This is a genomic window from Shewanella sp. CG12_big_fil_rev_8_21_14_0_65_47_15 (assembly GCF_002783505.1).
In the GTDB taxonomy this organism is placed as follows: domain Bacteria; phylum Pseudomonadota; class Gammaproteobacteria; order Enterobacterales; family Shewanellaceae; genus Shewanella.
Genome location: NZ_PFGL01000051.1, coordinates 44,962 through 67,086, shown reverse-complemented (window position 1 = coordinate 67,086; position 22,125 = coordinate 44,962). Strand labels below are relative to the sequence as shown.

20 protein-coding genes are annotated in these 22,125 nt (G+C 47.5%); 9 read left to right on the top strand and 11 right to left on the bottom strand.

Annotation, left to right across the window (positions count from 1 at the left end; genetic code table 11):
* Nucleotides 1-302: 302 nt before the first annotated feature.
* From leuD to leuA, 4 genes are all read right to left on the bottom strand, one after another.
* Nucleotides 303-908: a 3-isopropylmalate dehydratase small subunit gene (gene leuD / locus COW15_RS14445; RefSeq protein WP_293633213.1), complete on the bottom strand. Its 606-nt coding sequence runs from the start codon at nucleotides 906-908 to the stop codon at nucleotides 303-305.
* Between the two features lie 27 nt (nucleotides 909-935).
* Nucleotides 936-2,342 carry a 3-isopropylmalate dehydratase large subunit gene (leuC, locus tag COW15_RS14440; RefSeq protein ID WP_293633212.1) on the bottom strand — a complete coding sequence of 469 codons (1,407 nt, stop codon included), beginning with the start codon at nucleotides 2,340-2,342 and terminating at the stop codon, nucleotides 936-938.
* Nucleotides 2,342-3,436 (bottom strand): 3-isopropylmalate dehydrogenase, encoded by a 1,095-nt coding sequence (gene leuB, locus COW15_RS14435; protein ID WP_293633211.1) that lies wholly within the window; start codon nucleotides 3,434-3,436, stop codon nucleotides 2,342-2,344. Before leuB ends, leuC begins: the two co-directional genes overlap by 1 nt.
* A 70-nt stretch (nucleotides 3,437-3,506) precedes the next feature.
* Nucleotides 3,507-5,075, bottom strand: a complete 1,569-nt coding sequence (gene leuA / locus COW15_RS14430; RefSeq protein WP_293633210.1) for a 2-isopropylmalate synthase — start codon at nucleotides 5,073-5,075, stop codon at nucleotides 3,507-3,509.
* A gap of 505 nt (nucleotides 5,076-5,580) precedes the next feature.
* Here leuA and COW15_RS14425 point away from each other — a divergent pair.
* A complete protein-coding gene (locus COW15_RS14425) occupies nucleotides 5,581-7,362 on the top strand; it encodes a diguanylate cyclase (RefSeq protein WP_293633209.1) in 1,782 nt (593 codons plus the stop codon).
* Here COW15_RS14425 and recQ read toward each other — a convergent pair.
* On the bottom strand, nucleotides 7,344-9,167 hold the full coding sequence (gene recQ / locus COW15_RS14420) for a DNA helicase RecQ (protein ID WP_293633208.1): 1,824 nt from the start codon (nucleotides 9,165-9,167) through the stop codon (nucleotides 7,344-7,346). The two genes, COW15_RS14425 and recQ, sit on opposite strands and share 19 nt — an antisense overlap.
* Nucleotides 9,168-9,387: 220 nt before the next feature.
* Here recQ and COW15_RS14415 point away from each other — a divergent pair, with 220 nt between their 5' ends.
* A complete protein-coding gene (locus COW15_RS14415; RefSeq protein WP_293633207.1) occupies nucleotides 9,388-9,852 on the top strand; it encodes a thioesterase family protein in 465 nt (154 codons plus the stop codon).
* Nucleotides 9,853-10,037: 185 nt separating this feature from the next.
* Nucleotides 10,038-10,928 carry an EamA family transporter RarD gene (gene rarD / locus COW15_RS14410; protein ID WP_293633206.1) on the top strand — a complete coding sequence of 297 codons (891 nt, stop codon included), beginning with the start codon at nucleotides 10,038-10,040 and terminating at the stop codon, nucleotides 10,926-10,928.
* 105 nt (nucleotides 10,929-11,033) lie between these two features.
* Here rarD and argA read toward each other — a convergent pair whose 3' ends face one another.
* From argA to radC, 4 genes are all read right to left on the bottom strand, one after another.
* Nucleotides 11,034-12,353 (bottom strand): amino-acid N-acetyltransferase, encoded by a 1,320-nt coding sequence (gene argA, locus COW15_RS14405; protein ID WP_293633205.1) that lies wholly within the window; start codon nucleotides 12,351-12,353, stop codon nucleotides 11,034-11,036.
* Nucleotides 12,354-12,678: 325 nt separating this feature from the next.
* Nucleotides 12,679-12,852 (bottom strand): 50S ribosomal protein L33, encoded by a 174-nt coding sequence (gene rpmG, locus COW15_RS14400; protein ID WP_006079871.1) that lies wholly within the window; start codon nucleotides 12,850-12,852, stop codon nucleotides 12,679-12,681.
* Nucleotides 12,853-12,858: 6 nt separating this feature from the next.
* Complete coding sequence (gene rpmB / locus COW15_RS14395; RefSeq protein ID WP_006079870.1) at nucleotides 12,859-13,095, bottom strand: 50S ribosomal protein L28; 237 nt, start codon at nucleotides 13,093-13,095, stop codon at nucleotides 12,859-12,861.
* Nucleotides 13,096-13,216: 121 nt separating this feature from the next.
* Nucleotides 13,217-13,894, bottom strand: a complete 678-nt coding sequence (radC, locus tag COW15_RS14390; protein ID WP_007651295.1) for a DNA repair protein RadC — start codon at nucleotides 13,892-13,894, stop codon at nucleotides 13,217-13,219.
* A 121-nt stretch (nucleotides 13,895-14,015) separates the two neighbouring features.
* On the opposite strand from radC, the gene coaBC reads away from it, so the two are divergent.
* The 5 genes from coaBC (at nucleotide 14,016) to folE (ending at nucleotide 19,357) form a co-directional block, all read left to right on the top strand.
* Nucleotides 14,016-15,239 (top strand): bifunctional phosphopantothenoylcysteine decarboxylase/phosphopantothenate--cysteine ligase CoaBC, encoded by a 1,224-nt coding sequence (gene coaBC / locus COW15_RS14385; RefSeq protein ID WP_293633235.1) that lies wholly within the window; start codon nucleotides 14,016-14,018, stop codon nucleotides 15,237-15,239.
* The gene (dut, locus tag COW15_RS14380; RefSeq protein ID WP_253989318.1) at nucleotides 15,236-15,694 is read left to right on the top strand and encodes a dUTP diphosphatase; all 459 of its coding nucleotides are present in this window, start codon (nucleotides 15,236-15,238) and stop codon (nucleotides 15,692-15,694) included. The genes coaBC and dut overlap by 4 nt, the downstream gene beginning before the upstream one ends.
* A 34-nt stretch (nucleotides 15,695-15,728) precedes the next feature.
* Nucleotides 15,729-16,322 (top strand): nucleoid occlusion factor SlmA, encoded by a 594-nt coding sequence (slmA, locus tag COW15_RS14375; protein ID WP_007651298.1) that lies wholly within the window; start codon nucleotides 15,729-15,731, stop codon nucleotides 16,320-16,322.
* A 134-nt stretch (nucleotides 16,323-16,456) separates the two neighbouring features.
* Nucleotides 16,457-18,457 carry a S9 family peptidase gene (locus tag COW15_RS14370; RefSeq protein ID WP_293633204.1) on the top strand — a complete coding sequence of 667 codons (2,001 nt, stop codon included), beginning with the start codon at nucleotides 16,457-16,459 and terminating at the stop codon, nucleotides 18,455-18,457.
* Between the two features lie 255 nt (nucleotides 18,458-18,712).
* On the top strand, nucleotides 18,713-19,357 hold the full coding sequence (folE, locus tag COW15_RS14365) for a GTP cyclohydrolase I FolE (protein ID WP_293633203.1): 645 nt from the start codon (nucleotides 18,713-18,715) through the stop codon (nucleotides 19,355-19,357).
* A gap of 178 nt (nucleotides 19,358-19,535) precedes the next feature.
* Here the strand turns inward: folE and pyrE are convergent, their stop codons facing one another.
* Together pyrE and rph are read right to left on the bottom strand one after the other, a co-directional pair.
* Complete coding sequence (gene pyrE / locus COW15_RS14360; protein WP_248992646.1) at nucleotides 19,536-20,177, bottom strand: orotate phosphoribosyltransferase; 642 nt, start codon at nucleotides 20,175-20,177, stop codon at nucleotides 19,536-19,538.
* A gap of 143 nt (nucleotides 20,178-20,320) precedes the next feature.
* Nucleotides 20,321-21,034 (bottom strand): ribonuclease PH, encoded by a 714-nt coding sequence (gene rph / locus COW15_RS14355; RefSeq protein WP_007651307.1) that lies wholly within the window; start codon nucleotides 21,032-21,034, stop codon nucleotides 20,321-20,323.
* 212 nt (nucleotides 21,035-21,246) lie between these two features.
* On the opposite strand from rph, the gene COW15_RS14350 reads away from it, so the two are divergent.
* On the top strand, nucleotides 21,247-22,110 hold the full coding sequence (locus COW15_RS14350; protein WP_293633202.1) for a YicC/YloC family endoribonuclease: 864 nt from the start codon (nucleotides 21,247-21,249) through the stop codon (nucleotides 22,108-22,110).
* Nucleotides 22,111-22,125: the final 15 nt, after the last annotated feature.

Sequence of the window (22,125 nt, the reverse complement as noted above, 5' to 3'; positions counted from 1 at the left end):
TTAGACTTAAAACTCGCTATTGGAGAAATGCACAAAAGCAATAAAATTTATAAATTCATTAATATCAATTAATTATAAAAATAAAAACCATAAACAACTGTAACTCATTTTTCTTAACCGCATTTAGCATAAATCACTAACGTCTGAATGATTTTATATTTAGATAGAACAATCAGTTTAAATAAACGTTAAATACAACACGTTAACTGATAGACATTTAATAGGCAGCAACAAAAACGCCTAGATTTTCATCTAGGCGCATTATCAACATCCATTAGATGGTACATATGTGCGCTGAAAGTTTAGCGGCGCCAGCCTTGGATTTGAGTTTCGTACTGACTGATTTGCGCAGCATGGGACAAGGTCAAGCCAATCGCATCTAAACCGTTGAGTAACTTATGTCGCGCCGACTCTGCCAGGGTAAAACTAAACTCAGCCCCCGACGGTGAAATCACTTTACAGCTTGTGAGATCAACCGTAATTTGTGCTCCTGCTTCTGCCGCCACTTCATCCATTAATTGGCGCACCTGCGCGTGGGTTAACGCCACAGGTAATAGGCCATTATTGATTGAGTTACCGTAAAAAATATCGGCAAAACTCGGGGCAATAATGGCGCGTAGGCCAAAGTCCGCCAGCGCCCAAGGCGCATGTTCGCGACTTGAACCACAACCAAAGTTTTCCTGTGCCAAAAGAATCGACGCGCCTTTATAACGAGGCTGGTTCAATGAAAACTCAGGATTGGGCACATCGCCCGCATCATCTAAATAACGCCAGTCGTGAAATAAGTGCACGCCGAAACCATCGCGCGTCACCTTAGACAAAAACTGTTTCGGAATGATCTGATCCGTATCGATATTGGTGCTGTCTATCATGACCGCAAGCCCGGTATGGGTTGTAAAAGGTTGCATTAACTTCTCCTCTTGGGTTTACGGTAATTAGTAAGGTTTACGAATATCGACAAAATGCCCCGCGACCGCAGCGGCTGCGGCCATCGCAGGGCTCACCAAATGGGTGCGACTGCCGCGACCTTGGCGACCTTCGAAGTTACGATTACTGGTCGAGGCGCAGCGATCGCCCGCTTCTAATCTGTCGTCATTCATCGCTAAACACATAGAACAGCCCGGTAAACGCCACTCAAACCCCGCTTCGATAAAGATTTTATCTAAGCCTTCGGCTTCAGCCTGCGCTTTCACTAGGCCAGAACCAGGTACGACAATCGCGGTGACACCACTCGCCACTTTACGGCCCTTGGCATGTACGGCGGCACTGCGTAAATCTTCAATCCGTGAGTTAGTACAAGAACCGATAAATACCTTGTTGATGCTGATGTCCGTCATCGGTGTGCCCGCACTCAGGCCAATGTATTCTAAAGCCTTTTCCATACTAGCTCGGGTGCTTAGGTTAGCTTCATTTATGGGATCGGGTACTTTGCCATCGATTGCCACTACTTGGCCTGGGTTAGTACCCCAAGTCAATTGCGGCGCAATGTCGGCGGCATCTAACTCAACGACAGCATCAAACACGGCGCCGTCATCGGTTTTAATGCTTTTCCAGTAAGCAACAGCCTCTGCCCAATCTTCGCCCTTTGGCGCAAATTCGCGACCTGCTAAATAATCAAAGGTGGTTTGATCCGGCGCGACCATGCCCGCCTTAGCGCCCATTTCAATCGCCATGTTGCAAACTGTCATGCGACCTTCCATCGACAGGGCTTCAATCGCCTCGCCGCAGAACTCCACCACGTAGCCAGTACCACCATCCATGCCGATTTTACCAATGATAGCGAGGACGATATCTTTGGCGGTCACGCCATCGGTGACATGACCACGCACTTCAATCTTCATGGTCTTAGCTTTTAACTGACGCAGGGTTTGGGTTGCTAACACGTGCTCAACTTCCGATGTACCAATACCAAACGCCAATGCACCAAAGGCGCCATGGGTGGCGGTATGGGAATCGCCACAGACAATCACAGTGCCCGGTAAGGTAATGCCAAGTTCGGGCCCCATCACATGCACAATCCCTTGATTAGGATGGTGAATGTCGTATAAGCGCACGCCAAAGTCTTTGCAGTTTTGCGCTAGGGTTTCCACCTGAGTGCGCGCCATCGGACTTAGGGCATCTAAACTGGCACTACGGGTTGAAGTATTATGATCCATAGTGGCAAAGGTTTTTTCCGGCGCGCGCAGTTTGCGGCCCGCCACCTTCAAACCGCTGAACGCTTGCGGTGACGTCACTTCATGGACTAAATGTCTGTCGACATAAATGACCGGCGCTTCGCCCTCGGGAGAAGCAACGATATGGGCATCCCATACTTTTTGGTACAAGGTCTTTGCGTTCGTCATTACACACCTTCCTTTATAGCATTGGCGATAAAGTCACCCATTTCTGCCGTCGATTTCGCTTCACTACGCTTGTCGCTGCTCAATAACTCACCGGTTAAATAGCCAGAGTTCAAGGCTTTGCTCACGGCGCGCTCAATCGCACTCGCCGCTGCTTCTTGTTTTAAGCTGTGGCGCAACATCAATGCCGCCGACAGAATTTGCGCGATTGGGTTGGCAATCCCTTTGCCTGCGATATCCGGCGCGCTACCACCCGCGGGTTCGAATAAACCAAAGCCAGTGCTGTTCATGCTCGCCGAGGACAACAAGCCCATAGACCCCGTTAACATGGCGATTTCGTCGGATAAAATGTCACCGAACAGGTTAGAACATAGCATCACATCGAACTCATCGGGACGACGTAGCAGCTGCATGGTCGCATTATCGATATAGATATGTTCCAGCTCGACCTCGGGAAAATCAACCGCCACTTCTTCAACCACTTGGCGCCACAACACTGAACAAGCCAGTACGTTGGCTTTATCCACTGAGGTGACTTTTTTACGACGACCACGGGCGGCTTCAAAGGCGATGCGGGCGATACGGCTAATTTCACGGCGGCTATAACGCATGGTATCGAAGGCTTCTTCATTCTCGCCTTCGCCTTGGCGGCCCTTAGGCTTACCAAAATAAATGCCGCCGGTTAGCTCACGCACACATAAAACATCGAAACCACGGGCAGAAATATCACTGCGCAGCGGTGACATATGCTCTAGGCCGTCGTGCAGTTTGGCGGGGCGCAGATTACAGAACAGTTCGAAGTGACCACGCAGAGGCAATAGCGCGCCGCGCTCAGGTTGCTCATTTGGCGGCAGTTTTTCCCACTTAGGGCCACCGACTGAACCAAATAGAATCGCATCGGCCGCTTCACAACCCTTTAGCGTGGCATCGGGTAGTGGACAACCGTGGTTATCGATGGCAATACCGCCGACATCGTATTGCGTATATTCGATAGTTAAATCGAATCGCGCCTCTACTTCACGCAGCACTTTACGCGCCTCTGCCATCACTTCTGGGCCGATCCCGTCCCCTGCTAATACAGCTACTTGATAACTCATACGCCAGCCAACTCCTTTAAATGTGAATGCTTTATGCTCGACCTTGCTATTCTTTGGGTGCTTTTAGCGACTAGACGCCGCCTAGCTCTCGATTCTTTTGCATGTTTTGTTTGTAATCGGCGACCTTGTCTGCACGGCACGTTAAGTTCATCACATGCACTAAGGCGCGCGCCGAGGCTTCAACCACATCTGTCGCTAAACCTACACCGTGGAAGTTTTGCTCGTGGTAAACGGCGGTAATGTCCACTTGACCTAAGGCATTTTGGCCTACGCCCTTAGCGCCTAACTTGTAGCTGATGATGTCGATACGACAGTCAGTTGCACGGGCAATGGCGTTATAGGCGGCATCGACGGGACCATTACCGGTTGCGGCTTCGGTTTTAACTTCGCCGCCGACTTCGATACGAACGGTAGCGGTGGCAACGCCTTCGGTAGAGTCAGACTGCACCACTAATTGCTGCAATTGATAGTGATTGTCTTCTTCGGCCTGCGCTTCCATAAAGGCTAATGCTTCTAAATCATAATCAAAGACTTGGCCCTTTTTATCGGCCAATTTTAGGAACTCTTCGTACAGAGTATCCATATTGTAATCGTGCTCACTATAGCCCATTTCTTCCATGCGATGCTTGATCACATGGCGACCCGAGCGCGAGGTCATATTTAAGTTATTGCGATTCAAACCTATGCTTTCGGGTGTCATGATTTCATAGGTATTTTGCGCTTTTAACATGCCATCCTGATGGATGCCCGACGAATGGGTGAACGCATTGGCACCCACAATCGCCTTGTTCGCCTGTACTGGCATGTTGCATAACTGGCTGACTAAATTAGAAGTACGGTGGATTTCTTTGCCGTTAATGCCTGTTTCCAAACCCAACATGCCCTTGCGCGTCGCTAGAATCATAGCGATCTCTTCCAATGAACAGTTACCCGCACGCTCACCTATACCATTGATCGTACATTCGATTTGACGAGCACCGTGTTGCACTGCGGTTATTGAGTTAGCCACAGATAAACCTAAGTCATCGTGGCAATGCACTGAGATCACCGCTTGGTCGATATTCGGCACGCGGTTAAATAGAGTCTGAATGATATTGCCAAACTCGCTTGGCACTGTGTAACCGACAGTATCGGGAATGTTAATGGTACGCGCGCCAGCAAGAATAGCGGCCTCCACCATGCGGCACAGATTATCGATGGGTGTGCGTCCCGCATCCTCACAGGAAAACTCCACATCATCGGTAAAACGGCGGGCGTATTTCACGGCGCCTACGGCCATCTCTAACACTTGGTCAAAGGAGCGCTTCAGCTTGCTCTCCACATGAATCGTCGAGGTCGAGATAAAGGTATGGATACGGAATTGGTCAGCGACAGATAAGGCCTGCGCCGCGGCATCAATGTCCTTTTCAAGTGCGCGGGATAACGCACAAACGCGGCTATTTTTGATGGTGCGCGCTATGGTCTGCACGGATTCAAAATCACCGGGTGACGACACAGGAAACCCCACTTCCATCACATCAACACCTAGACGTTCCAGCGCCATGGCTATCTGTAACTTTTCTTTGACCGTAAGGCTTGCGGCTAACGCCTGCTCACCATCTCGTAAGGTCGTATCAAATATAATGACTCTGTTAGACATCTCGCTTCTCCATGGAACGTCACCGTTCATTATTTAACTTTTGCCGTATTCAGATACAAAAAACCCCGCAACATTGGTGCGGGGTTTGTGAATGCTTTGCCTATTCATCGAGCGTGCAACACTAAGACCTCCGCGTATAAACCGCGAGGAGAGAGAGGAGGAGATCGAGTTTGCTGCTAATTCTATTCATTTTATTTAAATATTTATTCTGTTCAAATAATCTAGGACGGTTAATATTTAACTTGCCTAGCCGAGAGTGTCAACCCTAATTTTTTCATGTTCCAGTGATTTTTTCGTCTCAAAGCAAATATTGACGTGTTTTATTCGTAAAAAAGTGATCGTTCCCCCATAATTAACCCGCTGTTAGTGCAGAAAAATCGATACAATGAGTTGAGCCTCACCCTAAAGAAAAAAACAGTTTTTTATGCAAAAAATGATTTGAAAAAGTTATAATCGCCACCCGCAGTTACGGATACGTGATCAAACGCATTTTATGGAGCAAAAAATGGATTTTCGCATCTTTGCGCTGAGCCTGCTGTTATGGCTGTTTCCCTATGGGGCCAGTGCTAGCGAACAATTAGATAAGTTGACTGAACTTGTCTATCAGTATCCAGTTAAAGCTTTCACTCAGATTTCCACATTAGAAAAGCAACAAACTCCTGAAAACTCAACAGATATAGATAGGTTACGCGTTAGCATTTTAAAATGCCAAAACCTACTGCAGCTAGGTGAGAACGAAGCAGCCATTAATCTCGCTCAATTAGGCGAGGCAAAAGCTAAGCAACTCAAGCTAGATCAAGCGCGCCCCTATTTTTTGATCTGCCAAGCCGACGCCAACCTCAATTACAATAATATTCAAAATGCCCTACCTTTGCTCGATTCGGCGATCACCCTTGCCCGCCGTTATCAACAACCCCAAGCACTCGTAGATGCACTACGTCTCAGGGGTCAACTCGATACCAATACGGATAATTTCTCTTCCGCCATCGAAGATTTGCGGCTCGCCATCGATATTTATCCTGATCTACATACTCAACCCCAAAATTGGGTGTGGCCACCGCAGGCCTATATTTATGCGGCCATGGGCAATTTACTCTACGCAACCCATGACTTCCCCCAAGCCATGTATTACACAAATCTTGCTTTACAGAGTACAGATGCCAAAGGGAAAGTATTGCACTTCACTTTATGCAATGCGGCAAGAATCGCTTTCGATAATCAAGAGTTTGACTACAGTGATAAACTCGAAAAACAAGCAAAAGCGCTATTACCTGAACTCGGCTCTCCACTGGAACTCGCCTACAGCTATGCCATTTTAGCCTCGATCGCGCTCGATAAAGGCCGTATCGACACAGCTGAAGAGTATATTTCCATCGCCATCAATACCTTCAAAAAACAAAATCAACAATTAGCAGTGATGCTATCGACTCGGCTACTGGCTCAAATACGTTTTGCCCAAGATCAAGACGAAGCGGCCTTAACCCTAATGAAATCCGCTATTGAGCAGGGGGAAAATTTAAAGCAATACTCTGATCTTAAATGGTTCTATGGAATTTTGGATGACTATTACACTCGAAAAGGGGATTTTCAACAGGCCCATGCATACCTACTTAAACGCTTTCAAGTGGCAGAACTTACAAATCAGGCCATGAGCCATACCCGTATTTTGCAGTTCAAAGCACGCCTCAACCAGCAAGGTATCCAACAAGTAACAACGGACAGCACCATCAATAATCCTTCTCTCCTCCAAGAACTGGATCTCGATTGGGCATATAGCACGCTCTTCTTGGTGATTATGGCAATATTAGGCGGCGCTATTTGGTTTTTTATCGATAAACAGAATAATCGTGCCCCGAGTTTAAGTGCAGATGAGCAACCACTATCACCATTAGAACAACTCGAAATGGCACTCCACAGTGCAAAACAGGGAAATTACCCACTGACGTTATTACTTTTTAACGCCTGCCAGATACGTCAGGTTGATATGTCGCCACTCCAAGATGAATTGCTACACAAGCTACGCGAACAGGACAAACTCATCCGCTACTCTATGGACGAAATGGTCATCCTCCTCCCCCACACGTCTACGGTTGGTGCTCAGCGGGTGGTGAACCAATTAACGACAACGATTCAACCCTGGCAGGGTTCAAGCCGAGTGAATATCGGCATCGCTGTGTTACAACAATTTGATACCTTAGAGTCGTTAATTAAACGCGCAAGTATTAATCAACTAGGGAAATTGAAAGTCGGAGAATGCCCTCAACATCTCTATTCTCCCGCTAAGTAAGCGGCAATTTCATCCAGAAATGCGTCACCGAAACGACTCAGTTTACGCTCGCCCACCCCGTTGACTGCGAGCATTTCCCCCGCACTCGTTGGCATCATGGCCGCCATTTCCGCGAGCGTCGCATCGTTAAACACTAAATACGGCGGCACATCCTGTTGCTCGGCAATGGTTCTACGCAACAATTTTAGCCGCGCGAATAATTTACGATCATAATTCAGCGGTGCCTTAGACTGGCTCACCTTACGTTTTGTGGTCGTTAACTGAATACGCGGTTCGGCGAGCATTAATGCTACTTCACCTTTGAGCACAGGCCTTGCCGATGGGTTTAAGATAATAGATGAACCTCGGGTCACATCTTGGCTCGCTAGCCCCAAATGAATCAGTTGACGGATCACACTCAACCAATACTCGTGACTCTTATCTTTGCCTATTCCCCAAGTCGTGAGCTTGTCATGTCCCCTGTCGACTATCGGTGCGCCTTTCGAGCCACGCAATACTTCTATCAAATGATTAATACCAAAACGTTGCCCTAAACGGAAAATACATGACAACACCTTTTGTGCATCTTCGGTACCGTTATAACGTTTAGGCGGATCGAGGCAAATATCGCAGTTACCACAGGGCTCTAGCGCGCTCTCATCAAAGTAATGCAGCAACACTTGGCGGCGGCAGGTTTGCGCCTCGGCAAAGGCAGCCATGGTATTGAGTTTATGGAATTCGACCTGCTGCTGCGGCCCAGGCTCGGACTGTTCAATCAAATGCCGCACCCGACCAATATCGGCGGGATCGAACAACATAAAAGCTTCTGCATCGAGCCCATCACGGCCTGCTCGGCCCGTTTCTTGATAATAAGCCTCGATACTTTTAGGAATATCGTAATGCACCACAAAACGCACATTCGATTTGTTAATACCCATGCCAAAGGCCACAGTGGCAACCACGATATCGATTTGATCTTTAAGGAAACTATCCTGTACTGCACCACGGTCTTCCTGGGTCATTCCCGCATGGTAAGCCTTGGCATTAAAACCTTGCAGACATAAACGTTCGGCCACTTCGTCGACACGACGGCGACTGCTACAGTAAATAATCCCGTTGGTGCCATTCTGTTGCGTTAGAAAATGCCGTAACTGATTAGCTGCATTGAGTTTTTCGGCTACGGTATAGCGAATATTGGGCCGATCAAAACTCGACAATAACCGGTAGGGATCGATACCTAAACGCTCACAAATACTCTGGCGTGTCGCCTGATCCGCCGTAGCAGTCAGTGCCATCATAGGCACATAGGGGAAGAGTTGTTTTAACTGACCGAGCGCGGCATATTCTGGGCGAAAATCGTGACCCCACTGGCTAATGCAATGCGCCTCGTCGATAGCAAACATCGCCAATGGCATGGTCTGCATGCGCTCAACAAAATCAGCCGTTAATAAGCGCTCAGGTGACACATAAAGCAGCTTTAATTCACCATGGCGCAGCTGCCTTAACACTTCGGCACTCTGCTCCCGTGGCAAAGAGGAATTGAGATAAGCCGCAGCGACACCGGTTTGCAATAAGCTATCGACTTGATCTTTCATCAAGGAAATCAATGGTGATACCACAATAGTGATGCCATCCATCAGTAGCGCTGGCAGCTGATAACATAGGCTCTTACCGCCACCAGTCGGCATGATCACTAAGCAATCTTGCCCACCGCAGACACGTTCTATCACCTCCCGCTGCCCATCTCGAAAGTCACGGTAGCCAAATACCTGTGCGAGACGCTGGGAAAGGGGATCATCATGTATGTCGAGTACGAGCTTTTCCATGGATCTTCTATCTAAAAAGTGAGGGGCTTATTCTAAAGGACTGAACCGCTCCTGTCTTGCGTCAATATTGGATCGCCAGTTGGCATCGTTTCCTCTGAGCAGCAGAGTTGCATTTATCGTTAGCTTCACTGTAGATTAATTGCTCTAAGCCGCACTTGTCGACAGATAAGTATCGATAAGAAACCCAATTAAGCTCAATTTCGCCACAAGGATGGACATAATGACGACCCAGATCCAAGCCGAGGTATTAAAACGTGTCGCAGAAGTATTTGATCAACATGTACCTTTTCATAATCTGCTCGGACTCGATATTAAGCGCTACGATATCGATGGCGTAGAGGTAGTGATCAATATGAAACCTGAGCTTATCGGCAATATTCACCAACAAATTCTCCACGGCGGTGTCACGGCGACGGTGCTCGATGTGGTCGGCGGACTCACAGCCTTTGCAGGGCTGGTCGCAAGCCGTGAAGATTGGACAATCGAAGAATTACAACAACGCCTGCAAACTCTGGGGACGATTGATATGCGGGTCGATTACCTTAGGCCGGGACGTGGCCAAATCTTTACCGGCACGGGCAGCGTGATCCGAGCTGGCAACCGGGTGTCGGTGTGCCGGATGGAGTTGCATAATGAACAAGGCACACATATCGCATTTGGAACTGGTACTTATATGGTAGGTTAACGCTCTCGTGATTGACAGTAGACTATTCAAACTTCAATGCATTGATTAATAAATTATATTTATTACTATCAACCCTAAAATACGCTACCGAGATATTCTGTAACCAAAAAGTCTTTAAGACATACCTTGAGTCAGACAACAGACCCACCTACAATCGCGGTCTTGTTGTCCTTCGAAGATGCCCCATGCCAGACCATGAATACCGCAAAGGGATCCTACTCGCCGTCAGTGCTTACTGCATGTGGGGTTTTGCACCTTTATATTTCAAACTGCTCCAACAGGTTTCCGCCACCGAAATTTTACTTCATCGGGTAATTTGGTCATTTGTGTTTATGGTGATCATCATGATGTTTATCGGCGGTTTTGAAAAATTACGCCAACTTTTTAAACAGCCTAGGCAACTGATGGTGCTCACGGTCACTTCGATACTCATTGCGGGCAACTGGTTGATTTTCATTTGGGCAGTCAATAATGATCATATGCTCGATGCCAGCTTAGGCTACTTTATCAACCCACTATTGAATGTATTGCTGGGCATGCTGTTTTTAGGGGAAAGATTACGTAAATTGCAATGGTTTGCCGTAGCACTTGCCAGCGCCGGAGTGCTAATCCAGCTGATTTCATTTGGTTCCATCCCAATTGTTTCGCTCGCACTGGCTGGCAGCTTTGGCTTTTACGCCCTATTACGCAAAAAAGTGAATGTAGATGCAAAATCAGGTCTACTGGTCGAAACCGCGCTTTTACTGCCCGTTGCGTTAATTTATCTTCTTACAACGCTGGATGCGGCGACCGCCAATATGCTAACCAACAATTGGCATTTAAACTTACTGCTGATGGCGGCGGGTATTGTTACCACTATCCCTCTGCTGTGTTTTGCGGGGGCGGCGGTCCGCATTCCTTTGTCTATGCTCGGTTTTTTCCAATATATCGGCCCGAGTATCATGTTCATCCTCGCGGTGAGTCTATTTAATGAGCCCTTCGATGCAGAAAAAGGCGTGACCTTCGGCTTTATTTGGAGCGCACTGCTCATCTTTACCTTAGACATGGCCTATAAACGCAAGAAGGTACAAGCGTAAAGGATGTAAGAGCATTGCTCTACTTTAGGCGAGGAACCCTATCTACAGCGTTAAAGATAAAAATGCCAGCACTCGCTGGCATTGATTGAATTGATTTAGAACGGCTTAGAGATCGAGGGCGAGAATTTTTGAACGGCGCTGATAGTTATACAGCTGCTTTTTCTTCTGCGGCAGCGCTTCCACATCTTCAATCACAAAACCATGCTCTAAAAACCAGTGAATGCTACGTGTTGTCAGCGCGAACAAGCGTGAATAACCACGGCTGCGCGCTTGGCCAATAATATTCTTCAGCAGCAGGCTACCACGGTCGGCATCGCGATAATCGGGGTGCACCACAAGACAAGCAAACTCACCGGCATTATCTTCTTCAAAAGGATAAAGCGCGGCACAGCCAATCACTAAGCCATCACGCTCAATCAGCATAAACTGCTCGATTTCAATCTCGAGTTGCTCACGGCTACGGCGCACCAGAATGCCTTGCTCCTCCAATGGACGGATAAGGTTCAACACCCCACCAATATCGGCGATCGAAGCACGGCGTAATCGCTCGGCACTTTCAGTCACAATTTGAGTACCAATACCTTCACGGGAGAACAGTTCCTGCAGCAGCGCACCATCTTCGAGATAACTGACCAAGTGACAACGCGGTACACCATTGCGACAGGCATCAATGCTCGCCTTCAAGAAAGCCATAGTGCCCACACAGGCGGAGCCTTGCTCGGCAAGCTTATTAAGAATATTCTGCGCATCATTGGGCATTAACTCGGCAATCACATCACCGTTACGATCGAGAATACCGTTCTGTGAGCTAAAACCAATCATCTTATCGGCTTTAAGCTTAATCGCCACTTGAGTGGCAATCTCTTCCGCCGTTAAGTTAAAGCTCTCACCGGTAACCGAAGCGGCAATCGGCCCCATCAATACGATGCAGTGATTATCTAGCTGCCGTTTTAAGCCTTGCACATCGATACGACGCACTTTGCCACTCAAACAAAAATCGATGCCATTATCCACGCCTAACGGTTGAGCAATCACAAAATTACCGCTGACTAAGTTAATTTGCGCGCCTTGCATGGGCGTGTTACTTAGACTCATCGACAAACGTGCGGTGATATCAAACTGCAGCGCACCCGCCACTTGTTTGATCACTTTGAGAGAGTCTTCATCCGTGATACGTACACCCTCGTGATAAGCAGGTTCAATACCGTTGGCAGCCAAGGCAGCATCTATCTGCGGCCTAGCACCATATACCAATACGACTTTAATCCCTAAACTGTGCAGCAAAGCGACATCGTTTAAGATGGCGCGAAATTGATTTTGAGCCAAAGCTTCACCACCCAACATGACCACAAAAGTTTTACCTCTGTGAGCATTGACATAGGGGGCAGAATGACGAAATCCATCAACCAGTTCAGTGGTACGCACGCGTTATTTACACCTCATTTTTGAGCTGGCAACGTCACTATGAACACGCCAGGAATGAATCATTAAGTTTCGCGTATGGTATTGCATTTTAATTCACATATAAAGAATTTATTCTCATTAAAATGCAGTTTTAATACATTAAAGTGCTTACATTCGCACAATTTTACACTTTCAGTAAGTGTTTACATTTTTTTAACTGTACGGCGCAAAATTCGATGACTTAAGTTTGCGATAAAATTATCTCAACTTGATGACTCACCGCTAAAAAAACGCAAAAAAAAAAGCCCCTTATTTAAGGGGCTTTTCTCGAAACACTAACCAAGAATTACTTGATTTTGGCTTCTTTGTAGATAACGTGCTGGCGAATAACGGGATCAAATTTTTTGATTTCCATTTTTTCTGGCATGTTACGCTTGTTTTTTTCAGTTGTGTAGAAGTGACCAGTTTTAGCTGTAGAAACTAATTTGATCTTCTCACGATTACCTTTAGCTTTAGCCATGATCTATTACACCTTCTCGCCACGGGCACGAAGTTCAGCAACAACAACTTCAATACCTTTCTTATCGATCAGACGGATACCTTTAGTAGATACACGTAACTGTACGAAACGTTTTTCTTCTTCTAACCAGAAACGGTGGTTTTGCAGGTTAGGTAAAAAACGACGACGGGTCGCGTTTTTTGCGTGCGAACGGTTGTTACCAACCATCGGCTTCTTGCCAGTAACTTGGCATACTCTTGACATGTCAATCTTCTCCAAAAACAATTTTAACGCTCGAGCATTAATGTGCCTCGTATGGCCGTCGCCCGAGGCACAAAGAGGGCGCATTTTATACACGATCACAGAGTGAAGATCAAGTGTTAGATTAATTAATCCAGCCTCGTTCCGCAAAAGAAACTATCTCTCGATCACCGACAACCATATGATCCAACAAGGATACATCTATGGTTGCTAACGCATTTTTTAATCGCTCAGTTATTCGTCGGTCAGCCTGACTGGGCTCGGCAATCCCCGACGGATGATTGTGACACACTATGACGGCAGCAGCCTTTTTTTCAAGCACTAAGCTCACCACTTCACGTGGATATACTGAGGCTGAATCTATGGTTCCGCGGAATAATTCGACAAACTGAATTACTCTATGCTGGCTATCCAGCAGCAAAATTGCGAACACTTCATAGGAGCGGTCAGCTAATTGTCGCATTAAATAGTCCCGAGTTAAATCGGGATTTGTCAAAACCTGACCTCTCTGCAGGTTTTCTTGTGCCACACGCCGTGCTAATTCAGCCGCGGCTTGAAGCTGGGCGTATTTTACAGGTCCCACGCCCGGAAGTCGACACACCTGATGCTTTGGTGCACAAAGTAGGCTTCTTAATCCGCCAAATTCATGGATAAGTGAACGCGCTAAATCCACCGCATTGAGCCCAGACAAACCATTGCGCAGCAAAACGGCAAGCAATTCAGCATCGGACAGATGTGCAGCCCCTTTTTGTAACAGCTTATCTCTGGGTCCTTCTCCCTCTGGCCAGTCCTTAATCGCCATACGACCTCCTGTCATTTCCCCCATTTGCCGTTTACAGAGTATGGACGAGATTTTTTGAACTGGGATAGTCACTAAAATTGACCGCTTTGTGATATCGTTGGCGGCATTATTTCAATCTCGGATGATGTCTGTGAGCCTGACAAATAAAAACGTCCTATTGGGCATTGGTGGCGGCATAGCCGCCTATAAAAGTGCTGATTTAGTGCGCCGACTAAAAGAACGCGGCTTTGATGTGCGCGTGGTGATGAGTCAAAGTGCAATGGAGTTTATCACCCCCCTCACACTGCAAGCCTTGTCTGGACATCCCATCGCGTCTAGTTTGCTCGATCCTGCGGCAGAGGCCGCCATGGGGCACATTGAACTCGCCCGTTGGGCCGATCTGGTCATTATCGCCCCCGCAACGGCCAACTTACTCGCCCGTATCAATGCCGGTATGGCAGATGAATTAATCACCACCACTTGTCTTGCCACCGAGGCGCCTATCGCCCTGTGTCCGGCGATGAATCAGCAGATGTATCGCAATCTGGCAACTCAAGCGAATTTAGCGAGCCTTACAGCCCGCGGCTTTACCCTCTGGGGGCCCGCGAGCGGCAGCCAAGCCTGTGGTGAAGTCGGCCCTGGACGTATGTTAGAGCCATTGGATATTGCCGAATTAGCGACGCAATTTTTTGCGGTTAATGACCCCCCAGCGCCTAAACCTCTGCTAGGACAATCGGTACTGATCACCGCCGGCCCGACCCGCGAAGCTATCGACCCCGTTAGATACATTTCGAATCACAGTTCGGGGAAAATGGGTTTTGCCCTCGCCAAAGCTGCGGCAGAGATGGGCGCAACTGTGACTTTGGTCTCAGGGCCAGTTAATCTAGCCACTCCCGAAGGCGTGACACGCATCGATGTAGAATCGGCGCAAAATATGCTCGACGCTGTAATGGATAAGGTTGATAAAAAAGATATTTTTATTGGCTGCGCCGCCGTTGCCGACTATCGCATTAGCGACATCGCCACCTGCAAAATCAAAAAATCGGCGGAAGAAATGCAACTTGCGCTGGTGAGGAATCCTGATATCTTAGCCACGGTTGCGAGCTTACCTAACCATCCCTTTGTGGTGGGATTCGCCGCAGAAACCCATGATGTAGAAACCTATGCCCGCGATAAACTCAAACGTAAAAACTTGAATATGATCGCCGCAAACGACATTTCCGTCGCAGGACTTGGTTTTAATGCCGATGCCAATGCCCTGCGCGTGTTCTGGCCGCAAGGCAGCCAAGATTTGCCCGCCACTGACAAACTCACGCTGGCACGGCAATTACTTTCGTTGATAGTGAAAGAAAAAACAAATACATGAAAACACCGATTGAATTAAAGATCCTCGACTCCCGTATTGGTTCTGAGTTCCCCCTGCCCGCTTACGCCACTCCAGGTAGTGCGGGTATGGATCTTCGTGCCATGATAGACACCACAATGACGATAGCGCCCGGTGAAACTCGGCTTATTCCAACGGGGATTGCCATTCATGTTGCCGACCCAGGATTGGCTGCGGTGATTTTACCCCGCTCCGGTCTTGGCCATAAGCACGGTATCGTACTTGGCAATCTGGTTGGGCTTATCGACTCCGATTACCAGGGACCCTTGATGGTGTCTTGCTGGAATAGAAGCGATTGCCCATTTACCTTAGAAATTGGCGATCGTCTCGCACAACTGGTGTTTGTTCCTGTGGTACAGGCCCAATTCAAACTCGTTGATGAGTTCGACAGTTCAGATCGTGGTGAAGGTGGATTTGGCCATTCTGGCACTAAATAATCCCCCTAGTCGTTATTAAGCCAAGGATACTGCAATGGCTGTAAGCCCAAAAATTAATCGTCGTGAACATATTTTGCAATGCCTAGCGCAGATGCTAGAAACCAGTCCCGGACAAAGGATCACCACAGCCAAACTCGCCTCGGAAGTGGGTGTATCGGAAGCCGCACTTTACCGCCATTTCCCCAGCAAGGCGCGGATGTTCGAAGGCTTAATCGAATTTATCGAAGAGTCACTGCTCTCGCGCATTAACTTAATCATGGATGACGAAAAAGACACCATGAAGCGCTGCCAGCTTGTTTTACAGCTACTGCTGATTTTTGCCGAGCGTAATCCGGGGATTTCCCGCGTACTCAATGGGGATGCGCTGCTCGGAGAAAATGAACGTCTCCGTAGCAGGATCAGTACACTATTTGCCAAAATTGAAACCCAGTTAAAGCAAATTTTACGGGAAAAGACGTTGCGGGAAGGCAAAGGCTTTAACTTAGACGAAGCCATATTGGCTAATTTGCTATTAGCCTTTGCCGAAGGCCGAATTGCTCAATTTGTACGAAGTGAATTCAAACTCAAACCGACTACACACTTCGATGAACAGTGGCGATTTATCCAACATCAACTGTTGCAAAGTTAATGATTTACTTAAATAAAGGGCGCTATTTAACGCCCTTTATTTTTATCGCACTTCCTTGTTTCGCTCTCACTTTTGTTTTATTCTCAACAATCATTTAAGAAACAAAAATCACAATAAATTTACAAGGATGTCGGATGAAACGCTTTCGATTAGCCGCTTTGGCTGCTCTTTGCTTACCTATGATGCCTATCGCCACATTTGCGGCTGAAACATCGGCCGCGAATGCATTATCGCAGGCGCAATTATTTAGTAAAGGTGATGAATATTCACATGTAAGAATATCTCCAACGGGCAAGTACCTCAGCACAATCACGAGTGTTGAGGGTAAAAACGTACTGTTAGTCTTAGACGCTCAGACAAAAAAATTGCTTAATGCAATACGTTTCCCGGGGAATGCCCAGGTCGGTGACTATCAGTGGGCCAGTAGTGAACGACTGGTTTTGGCAAAAGAGTACTTAAAAGGCTGGAGTGATGTTCCCCAGTACTACGGCGAGTTGCTGGCGGTAAATGCCGATGGTTCACGTAAGGCCTATCTCTTTGGCTACAACAGCGGCGAACAACAGACTGGCTCCAATATCAAGAAAAACACCCCAATGCGTGCGACAGCGTTTATCCTCGATCCCCTGCCCGATGATGAGCGTTATATGCTGGTCAATGCAATCCCATGGAGTGATAAGCTCAATCTTGACTTTGAGCTATCACAAGATGTCTATCGCGTAGACTTGTTCAATGGCACACGCAAACGCATCACAGGCTCACCTATAGGTCAAGCACGTTTTATGACAGACCACGAGGGTGAAGTCCGCTTCGTTGTCGGTGAAGATCGTCAAAATACCACCAAAGTGTTTTACCGTAAGGCAGGTGAATGGATCAATACCGATAAACTCAATCTCGGCCTAAGTGATTTTCACCCCATTTCCTTCGCCGATGGTAAAAATACCATTTATGCAGCAGGTCGAACCCAAGGTGAGACCTTAGGCGTGTACAGAATCAACCTTGAGACTGGCGATAAGACCGAGATTATTCAAGATGAAAATGTCGATCCGAGTAATTTTTGGATAAATGGCACTAACAAACAACTTTATGCAGTTGAGTTTGAAAATGGTTACCCAAGCTATGCCTTCGTCAATAACGAAGACAGCCATGCCAAACTGCTAAAGGATTTGCTTGCCGCGCTGCCGGGTCACCAAGTGCGGATTGTCAGCGAAACTAGGGATGGCGAGAAGCTCGTGGTCATTGCATTTAACGACCGAAATCCTGGTGACTACTATGTCTTTGATACGAAAAAACTTAAACTCGAGTATCTCGCCGCCGCCAGAAAATGGCTCGATCCCGAGAAAATGGCCGAGGTGAAACCCATCAGTTTTACCAGCCGCGATGGTAAAACGATCCATGGTTACCTCACATTACCCTATGGAAAAGAAGCTAAAAATCTACCGCTAGTGGTGAATCCCCATGGCGGCCCGCATACAGGCCCCAAAAATGGAAGAGATTGGTGGGAATTTAATCCTGAAACCCAAATGATCGCCAACCAAGGTATAGCCGTATTACAAGTTAACTTTCGCGGTTCTGGAGGCTATGCAGCAGATTTTACGATAGCGGGATACCAAAAATGGGGCAGTGATATTCAATTTGATATTATCGACGCGACTCAGTATGTGATAGACCAAGGTTTTGCCGATAAAGAACGTATCTGCATCGCTGGCGGCAGCTTTGGTGGCTATAGTGCCCTACAAAGCGCGGTATTAGCGCCAGATATATTCAAATGCGCCATAGGTATGGCTGGTATCTATGATTTACCACTATGGAAAGATGACAGTGATGTTGCAAACTCATCATCTGGAAGCAGCTATCAAACAGATGTACTAGGAAACAATTTGGAAACACTTAAAGCCATGTCGCCAAGCTATAACGTCAACAAGCTCAAAGCGAACTTGTTGCTAGTTCATGGTGGAGATGACGAGCGAACCCCAATAACTCAACTCGAATCACTCGAAAAAGCCCTAAAAGCTCATAATTACCCCTACCAAAAACTGGTGATGGATAATGAAGGTCACGGTTTTTATAACGATGAGCATAGAGCGAAATACTATGAACAGATGCTAGGTTTCTTGAAAACCAACTTAAAACTTTAGGATTCACTCAATTTTACTAACACTTATCGCTGAATAAGATTAGCAGCATCGAATGTAAAGCCGATATCCGATAAGGACTATCGGCTTTTTCATCGGCGCGGTGAGTGATTTTCGGTATGAATTATCCGCAATTCGCGCTATCCTCCTCCCCCTTGTTCTTGCCCCGCAAGAATAACCCAATTTGTATCCTAGGCTGGATGATCGATACCAGCATAGGTTTTCAATGATAGCCGCTACAAAGTAGTGGAGGATAAGATGGCATTAAGTGAAGCAGCAGTAAAAGTACAAGCCGCGTTGTTAGACCGTGGACTTGAAACCCCCATGCTCCCCAGCGTTTACAGCAGTGAAGAACGTAAAGACAAGATTGAACATCATATGAAGGAGATACTGACATTAATGTCATTGGATCTGTCAGACGATAGCCTTGCCGATACGCCACGCCGCATCGCTAAAATGTACGTCGATGAAATCTTCTCCGGCTTAGACTATGAGAATTTCCCTAAGATCACAGTGATCGATAACAAGATGGGCTTCGATGAGATGGTGCGAGTGCAAGATATTAGCCTCACCAGCACCTGCGAGCATCATTTAGTGACGATCGACGGTACTGCGACCATTGCTTATCTGCCACGTAAAAAAATTATCGGTTTATCAAAGATTAATCGTATCGTACGTTTCTTTGCCCAACGCCCACAGGTACAAGAGCGTTTGACTCAGCAAGTGCTCGTTGCCCTGCAAACCTTACTCGAAACTAAAGATGTTGCGGTAAAAATGGATGCGGTGCATTACTGCGTAAAATCCCGTGGCGTGATGGACTCCACCAGCTCGACCACTACCACAGCGCTGGGTGGTATTTTCAAATCTAATCCTGCGACCCGCGCCGAGTTTTTGCATCAATAAGATACTATAGCGAACGCTCGCGGGCTCGTTCACAGATAACAGAACGCGGTGAACCGCTCACAGCAAAAGCATTAACAGATAAGAACTTAAAAACAAAAGCCCTAGGTGGGCTTTTGTTTTTTCTAACGGCGAATTCGTGAACGCCCCTCGGCGAGCATTAGCTCTCTGAATTCATCGCTTAAATGCCGTATTGCTCACGGTATTGGCTCACCGCAGCAAGTTGGGCTTCCATTCCCGGCTTTTCAGATAAGTAGCTGATAAGGTCCGCAAGTTTGATAATCGCCACTATGCCGCAGCCAAAATCACGCTCAACTTCTTGAATCGCCGATAACTCGCCCTTACCTTTCTCTTGTCTATCCAGCGCAATCAACACGCCGGCTAATTGCGCTTTATGGGCTTCAATAATTTCCATCGACTCACGAATCGCCGTACCCGCGGTGATCACATCGTCCACCAGCATCACGCGGCCTTTAAGTTCGCTACCGACTAAGCTGCCACCCTCACCGTGGTCTTTTTTCTCTTTGCGGTTAAAGCAGTAAGGAATATCGATATCGTGGTGTTCACACAGGGCAACTGCCGTAGTGGTCGCAATCGGAATGCCTTTGTAAGCCGGACCAAATAACAGGTCGTACTCGATACCCGAATCCACTAAGGCAGCAGCATAAAAGCGGCCTAAACGGGCTAAGTCACGGCCAGTATTGAATAAGCCTGCATTAAAGAAGTAAGGACTGATACGGCCCGATTTAAGGGTAAATTCGCCGAATCGCAGCACCTGACGCTCTAGGGCAAATTCAATAAACTCACGTTGATAGGCTTTCACAATCTCTCCTTACGACTTTGTCTTTTATGGTTAACTGTTAATTCGGTACAGAGTGTGTATTAAATCTTGCTGCACACTAAAGTTGCAGCTAATAAAAAGCCCCGCACTCTATAACATAACGGGGCTTTTTCATCACAACAATCTTAGTTCAGTGCGGCTTTCTGCACATCGACGATTTCACGAATACTGTTCTTCGCCAATCCGAGTAGCTCAATCAGTTCTTCGTGGCTAAAGGGCTCGCCCTCTGCAGTACCTTGGATCTCAATAATCTTACCGGTTTCAGTCATCACCACATTCATGTCGGTTTCGGCGGCGCTGTCTTCCACATATTCCAGATCGCTTATCGCTTCACCCTTATAGATACCGACGCTGACCGCAGCGATCAGGAATTTCAGCGGGTTAGATTTAATAATGCCTTTACCACGAGCCCAGTTCAGCGCATCGACTAAGGCAACACAGGCGCCAGTGATAGAGGCGGTGCGCGTACCACCATCGGCTTGGATCACATCACAATCGATCACGATAGTGTTTTCACCTAAGGCCTTCATATCCACACAGGCGCGCAGCGCACGGCCGATAAGACGTTGAATTTCTTGCGTACGGCCAGATTGCTTACCGCGAGCGGCTTCACGATCCATACGGCTATGGGTCGAACGTGGCAACATGCCGTATTCCGCCGTCACCCAGCCTTGACCCTGACCCTTAAGGAAACGTGGCACACCTTCAGTAAAACTGGCGGTACAAAGCACTTTCGTTTCGCCAAATTCCACTAACACAGAACCTTCGGCATGGGCCGTAAACTGGCGAGTGATAGTGATGGGACGAGTTTGTGCTGGCGTTCTGTTACTTGGACGCATGCGAGATTCCTGTATTCTGAGTCATTGACCGATTTTGGCTGCATATTATAGGGGCTTGCGCCTTAGGATGCCATGCTTAGGGTGATTCTCTGACAAACTCATCTAGGCAAAGTACCCATTAACTTGCAGTCTTATACTGTATGCCTTTAATCCTAAAGCCATTGACTCTATAATCGCCTCTCATTATGACGATTAAACCATTAGGACAACCCATGATCCAAAGCATGACAGCCTACGCTCGCATCGAGCACAAAGCACAATGGGGCACAGCCTCCTGGGAAATTCGCTCAGTCAACCAACGCTATCTCGAAACTTACCTACGCTTACCCGAGCAATTTCGCAGCTTCGAACCCGTACTGCGCGATCGCCTTCGTAAACGTTTAAGCCGTGGCAAAGTAGAAGTCAATCTGCGCTACGAACTGGCCGACAACAGCAACAACGAACTGCAATTGAACCAAGGCCTAGCAAAACAATTGCTCGATGCCGCCACTTGGCTCAAGCAAGAAGCGGGACAGGGTGAGGTGAACCTGACCGACATCCTGCGTTGGCCGGGAGTGCTATCAAGCTCTGAACAAGATATGGATGCGATCGGTGCAGATCTGATGACAGCCTTCGACTCAGCCATAGATCAATTCATCGAAGCCCGTGGCCGTGAAGGCGAAGCCATCAAAGACATGCTGCTAAGCCGCTTAGATGGCGTGAGCGAGCAAATCGCCGTCGTGCGCGAGCACATGCCAAAAGTGATGGAATATCAACGCGAAAAGCTCACCAACCGCCTTGCAGAAATCAAAGGTGAACTGGATCCTGCCCGCATCGAGCAAGAAATGGTGCTACTGGCACAGAAACAAGATGTCGCCGAAGAAATGGACCGCCTCGAAGCCCATGTCACCGAAGCGCGCCGCATCCTCAAAAAAGGCGGCAGCGAAGGTCGCCGTTTAGATTTTATGATGCAGGAATTTAACCGCGAATCGAACACCCTCGCCTCTAAATCCATCAGCACCGAAATCACCTCAGCCGCAGTGGAGCTTAAAGTGCTGATTGAGCAAATGCGTGAGCAGATCCAGAACGTTGAATAGTGTGTTGTGGTGTTT

Coding starts and splice junctions, on each gene's coding strand:
- rpmG (WP_006079871.1), bottom strand. CDS start 12,852: ATGGCTAAAGCTAAAGGTAATCGTGAGAAGATCAAATTAGTTTCTACA.
- leuA (WP_293633210.1), bottom strand. CDS start 5,075: ATGTCTAACAGAGTCATTATATTTGATACGACCTTACGAGATGGTGAG.
- folE (WP_293633203.1), top strand. CDS start 18,713: ATGGCATTAAGTGAAGCAGCAGTAAAAGTACAAGCCGCGTTGTTAGAC.
- leuD (WP_293633213.1), bottom strand. CDS start 908: ATGCAACCTTTTACAACCCATACCGGGCTTGCGGTCATGATAGACAGC.
- recQ (WP_293633208.1), bottom strand. CDS start 9,167: ATGGAAAAGCTCGTACTCGACATACATGATGATCCCCTTTCCCAGCGT.
- rpmB (WP_006079870.1), bottom strand. CDS start 13,095: ATGTCAAGAGTATGCCAAGTTACTGGCAAGAAGCCGATGGTTGGTAAC.
- rph (WP_007651307.1), bottom strand. CDS start 21,034: ATGCGTCCAAGTAACAGAACGCCAGCACAAACTCGTCCCATCACTATC.
- leuC (WP_293633212.1), bottom strand. CDS start 2,342: ATGACGAACGCAAAGACCTTGTACCAAAAAGTATGGGATGCCCATATC.
- dut (WP_253989318.1), top strand. CDS start 15,236: ATGAAAACACCGATTGAATTAAAGATCCTCGACTCCCGTATTGGTTCT.
- radC (WP_007651295.1), bottom strand. CDS start 13,894: ATGGCGATTAAGGACTGGCCAGAGGGAGAAGGACCCAGAGATAAGCTG.
- COW15_RS14415 (WP_293633207.1), top strand. CDS start 9,388: ATGACGACCCAGATCCAAGCCGAGGTATTAAAACGTGTCGCAGAAGTA.
- coaBC (WP_293633235.1), top strand. CDS start 14,016: ATGATGTCTGTGAGCCTGACAAATAAAAACGTCCTATTGGGCATTGGT.
- rarD (WP_293633206.1), top strand. CDS start 10,038: ATGCCAGACCATGAATACCGCAAAGGGATCCTACTCGCCGTCAGTGCT.
- leuB (WP_293633211.1), bottom strand. CDS start 3,436: ATGAGTTATCAAGTAGCTGTATTAGCAGGGGACGGGATCGGCCCAGAA.
- slmA (WP_007651298.1), top strand. CDS start 15,729: ATGGCTGTAAGCCCAAAAATTAATCGTCGTGAACATATTTTGCAATGC.
- COW15_RS14350 (WP_293633202.1), top strand. CDS start 21,247: ATGATCCAAAGCATGACAGCCTACGCTCGCATCGAGCACAAAGCACAA.
- COW15_RS14425 (WP_293633209.1), top strand. CDS start 5,581: ATGGATTTTCGCATCTTTGCGCTGAGCCTGCTGTTATGGCTGTTTCCC.
- COW15_RS14370 (WP_293633204.1), top strand. CDS start 16,457: ATGAAACGCTTTCGATTAGCCGCTTTGGCTGCTCTTTGCTTACCTATG.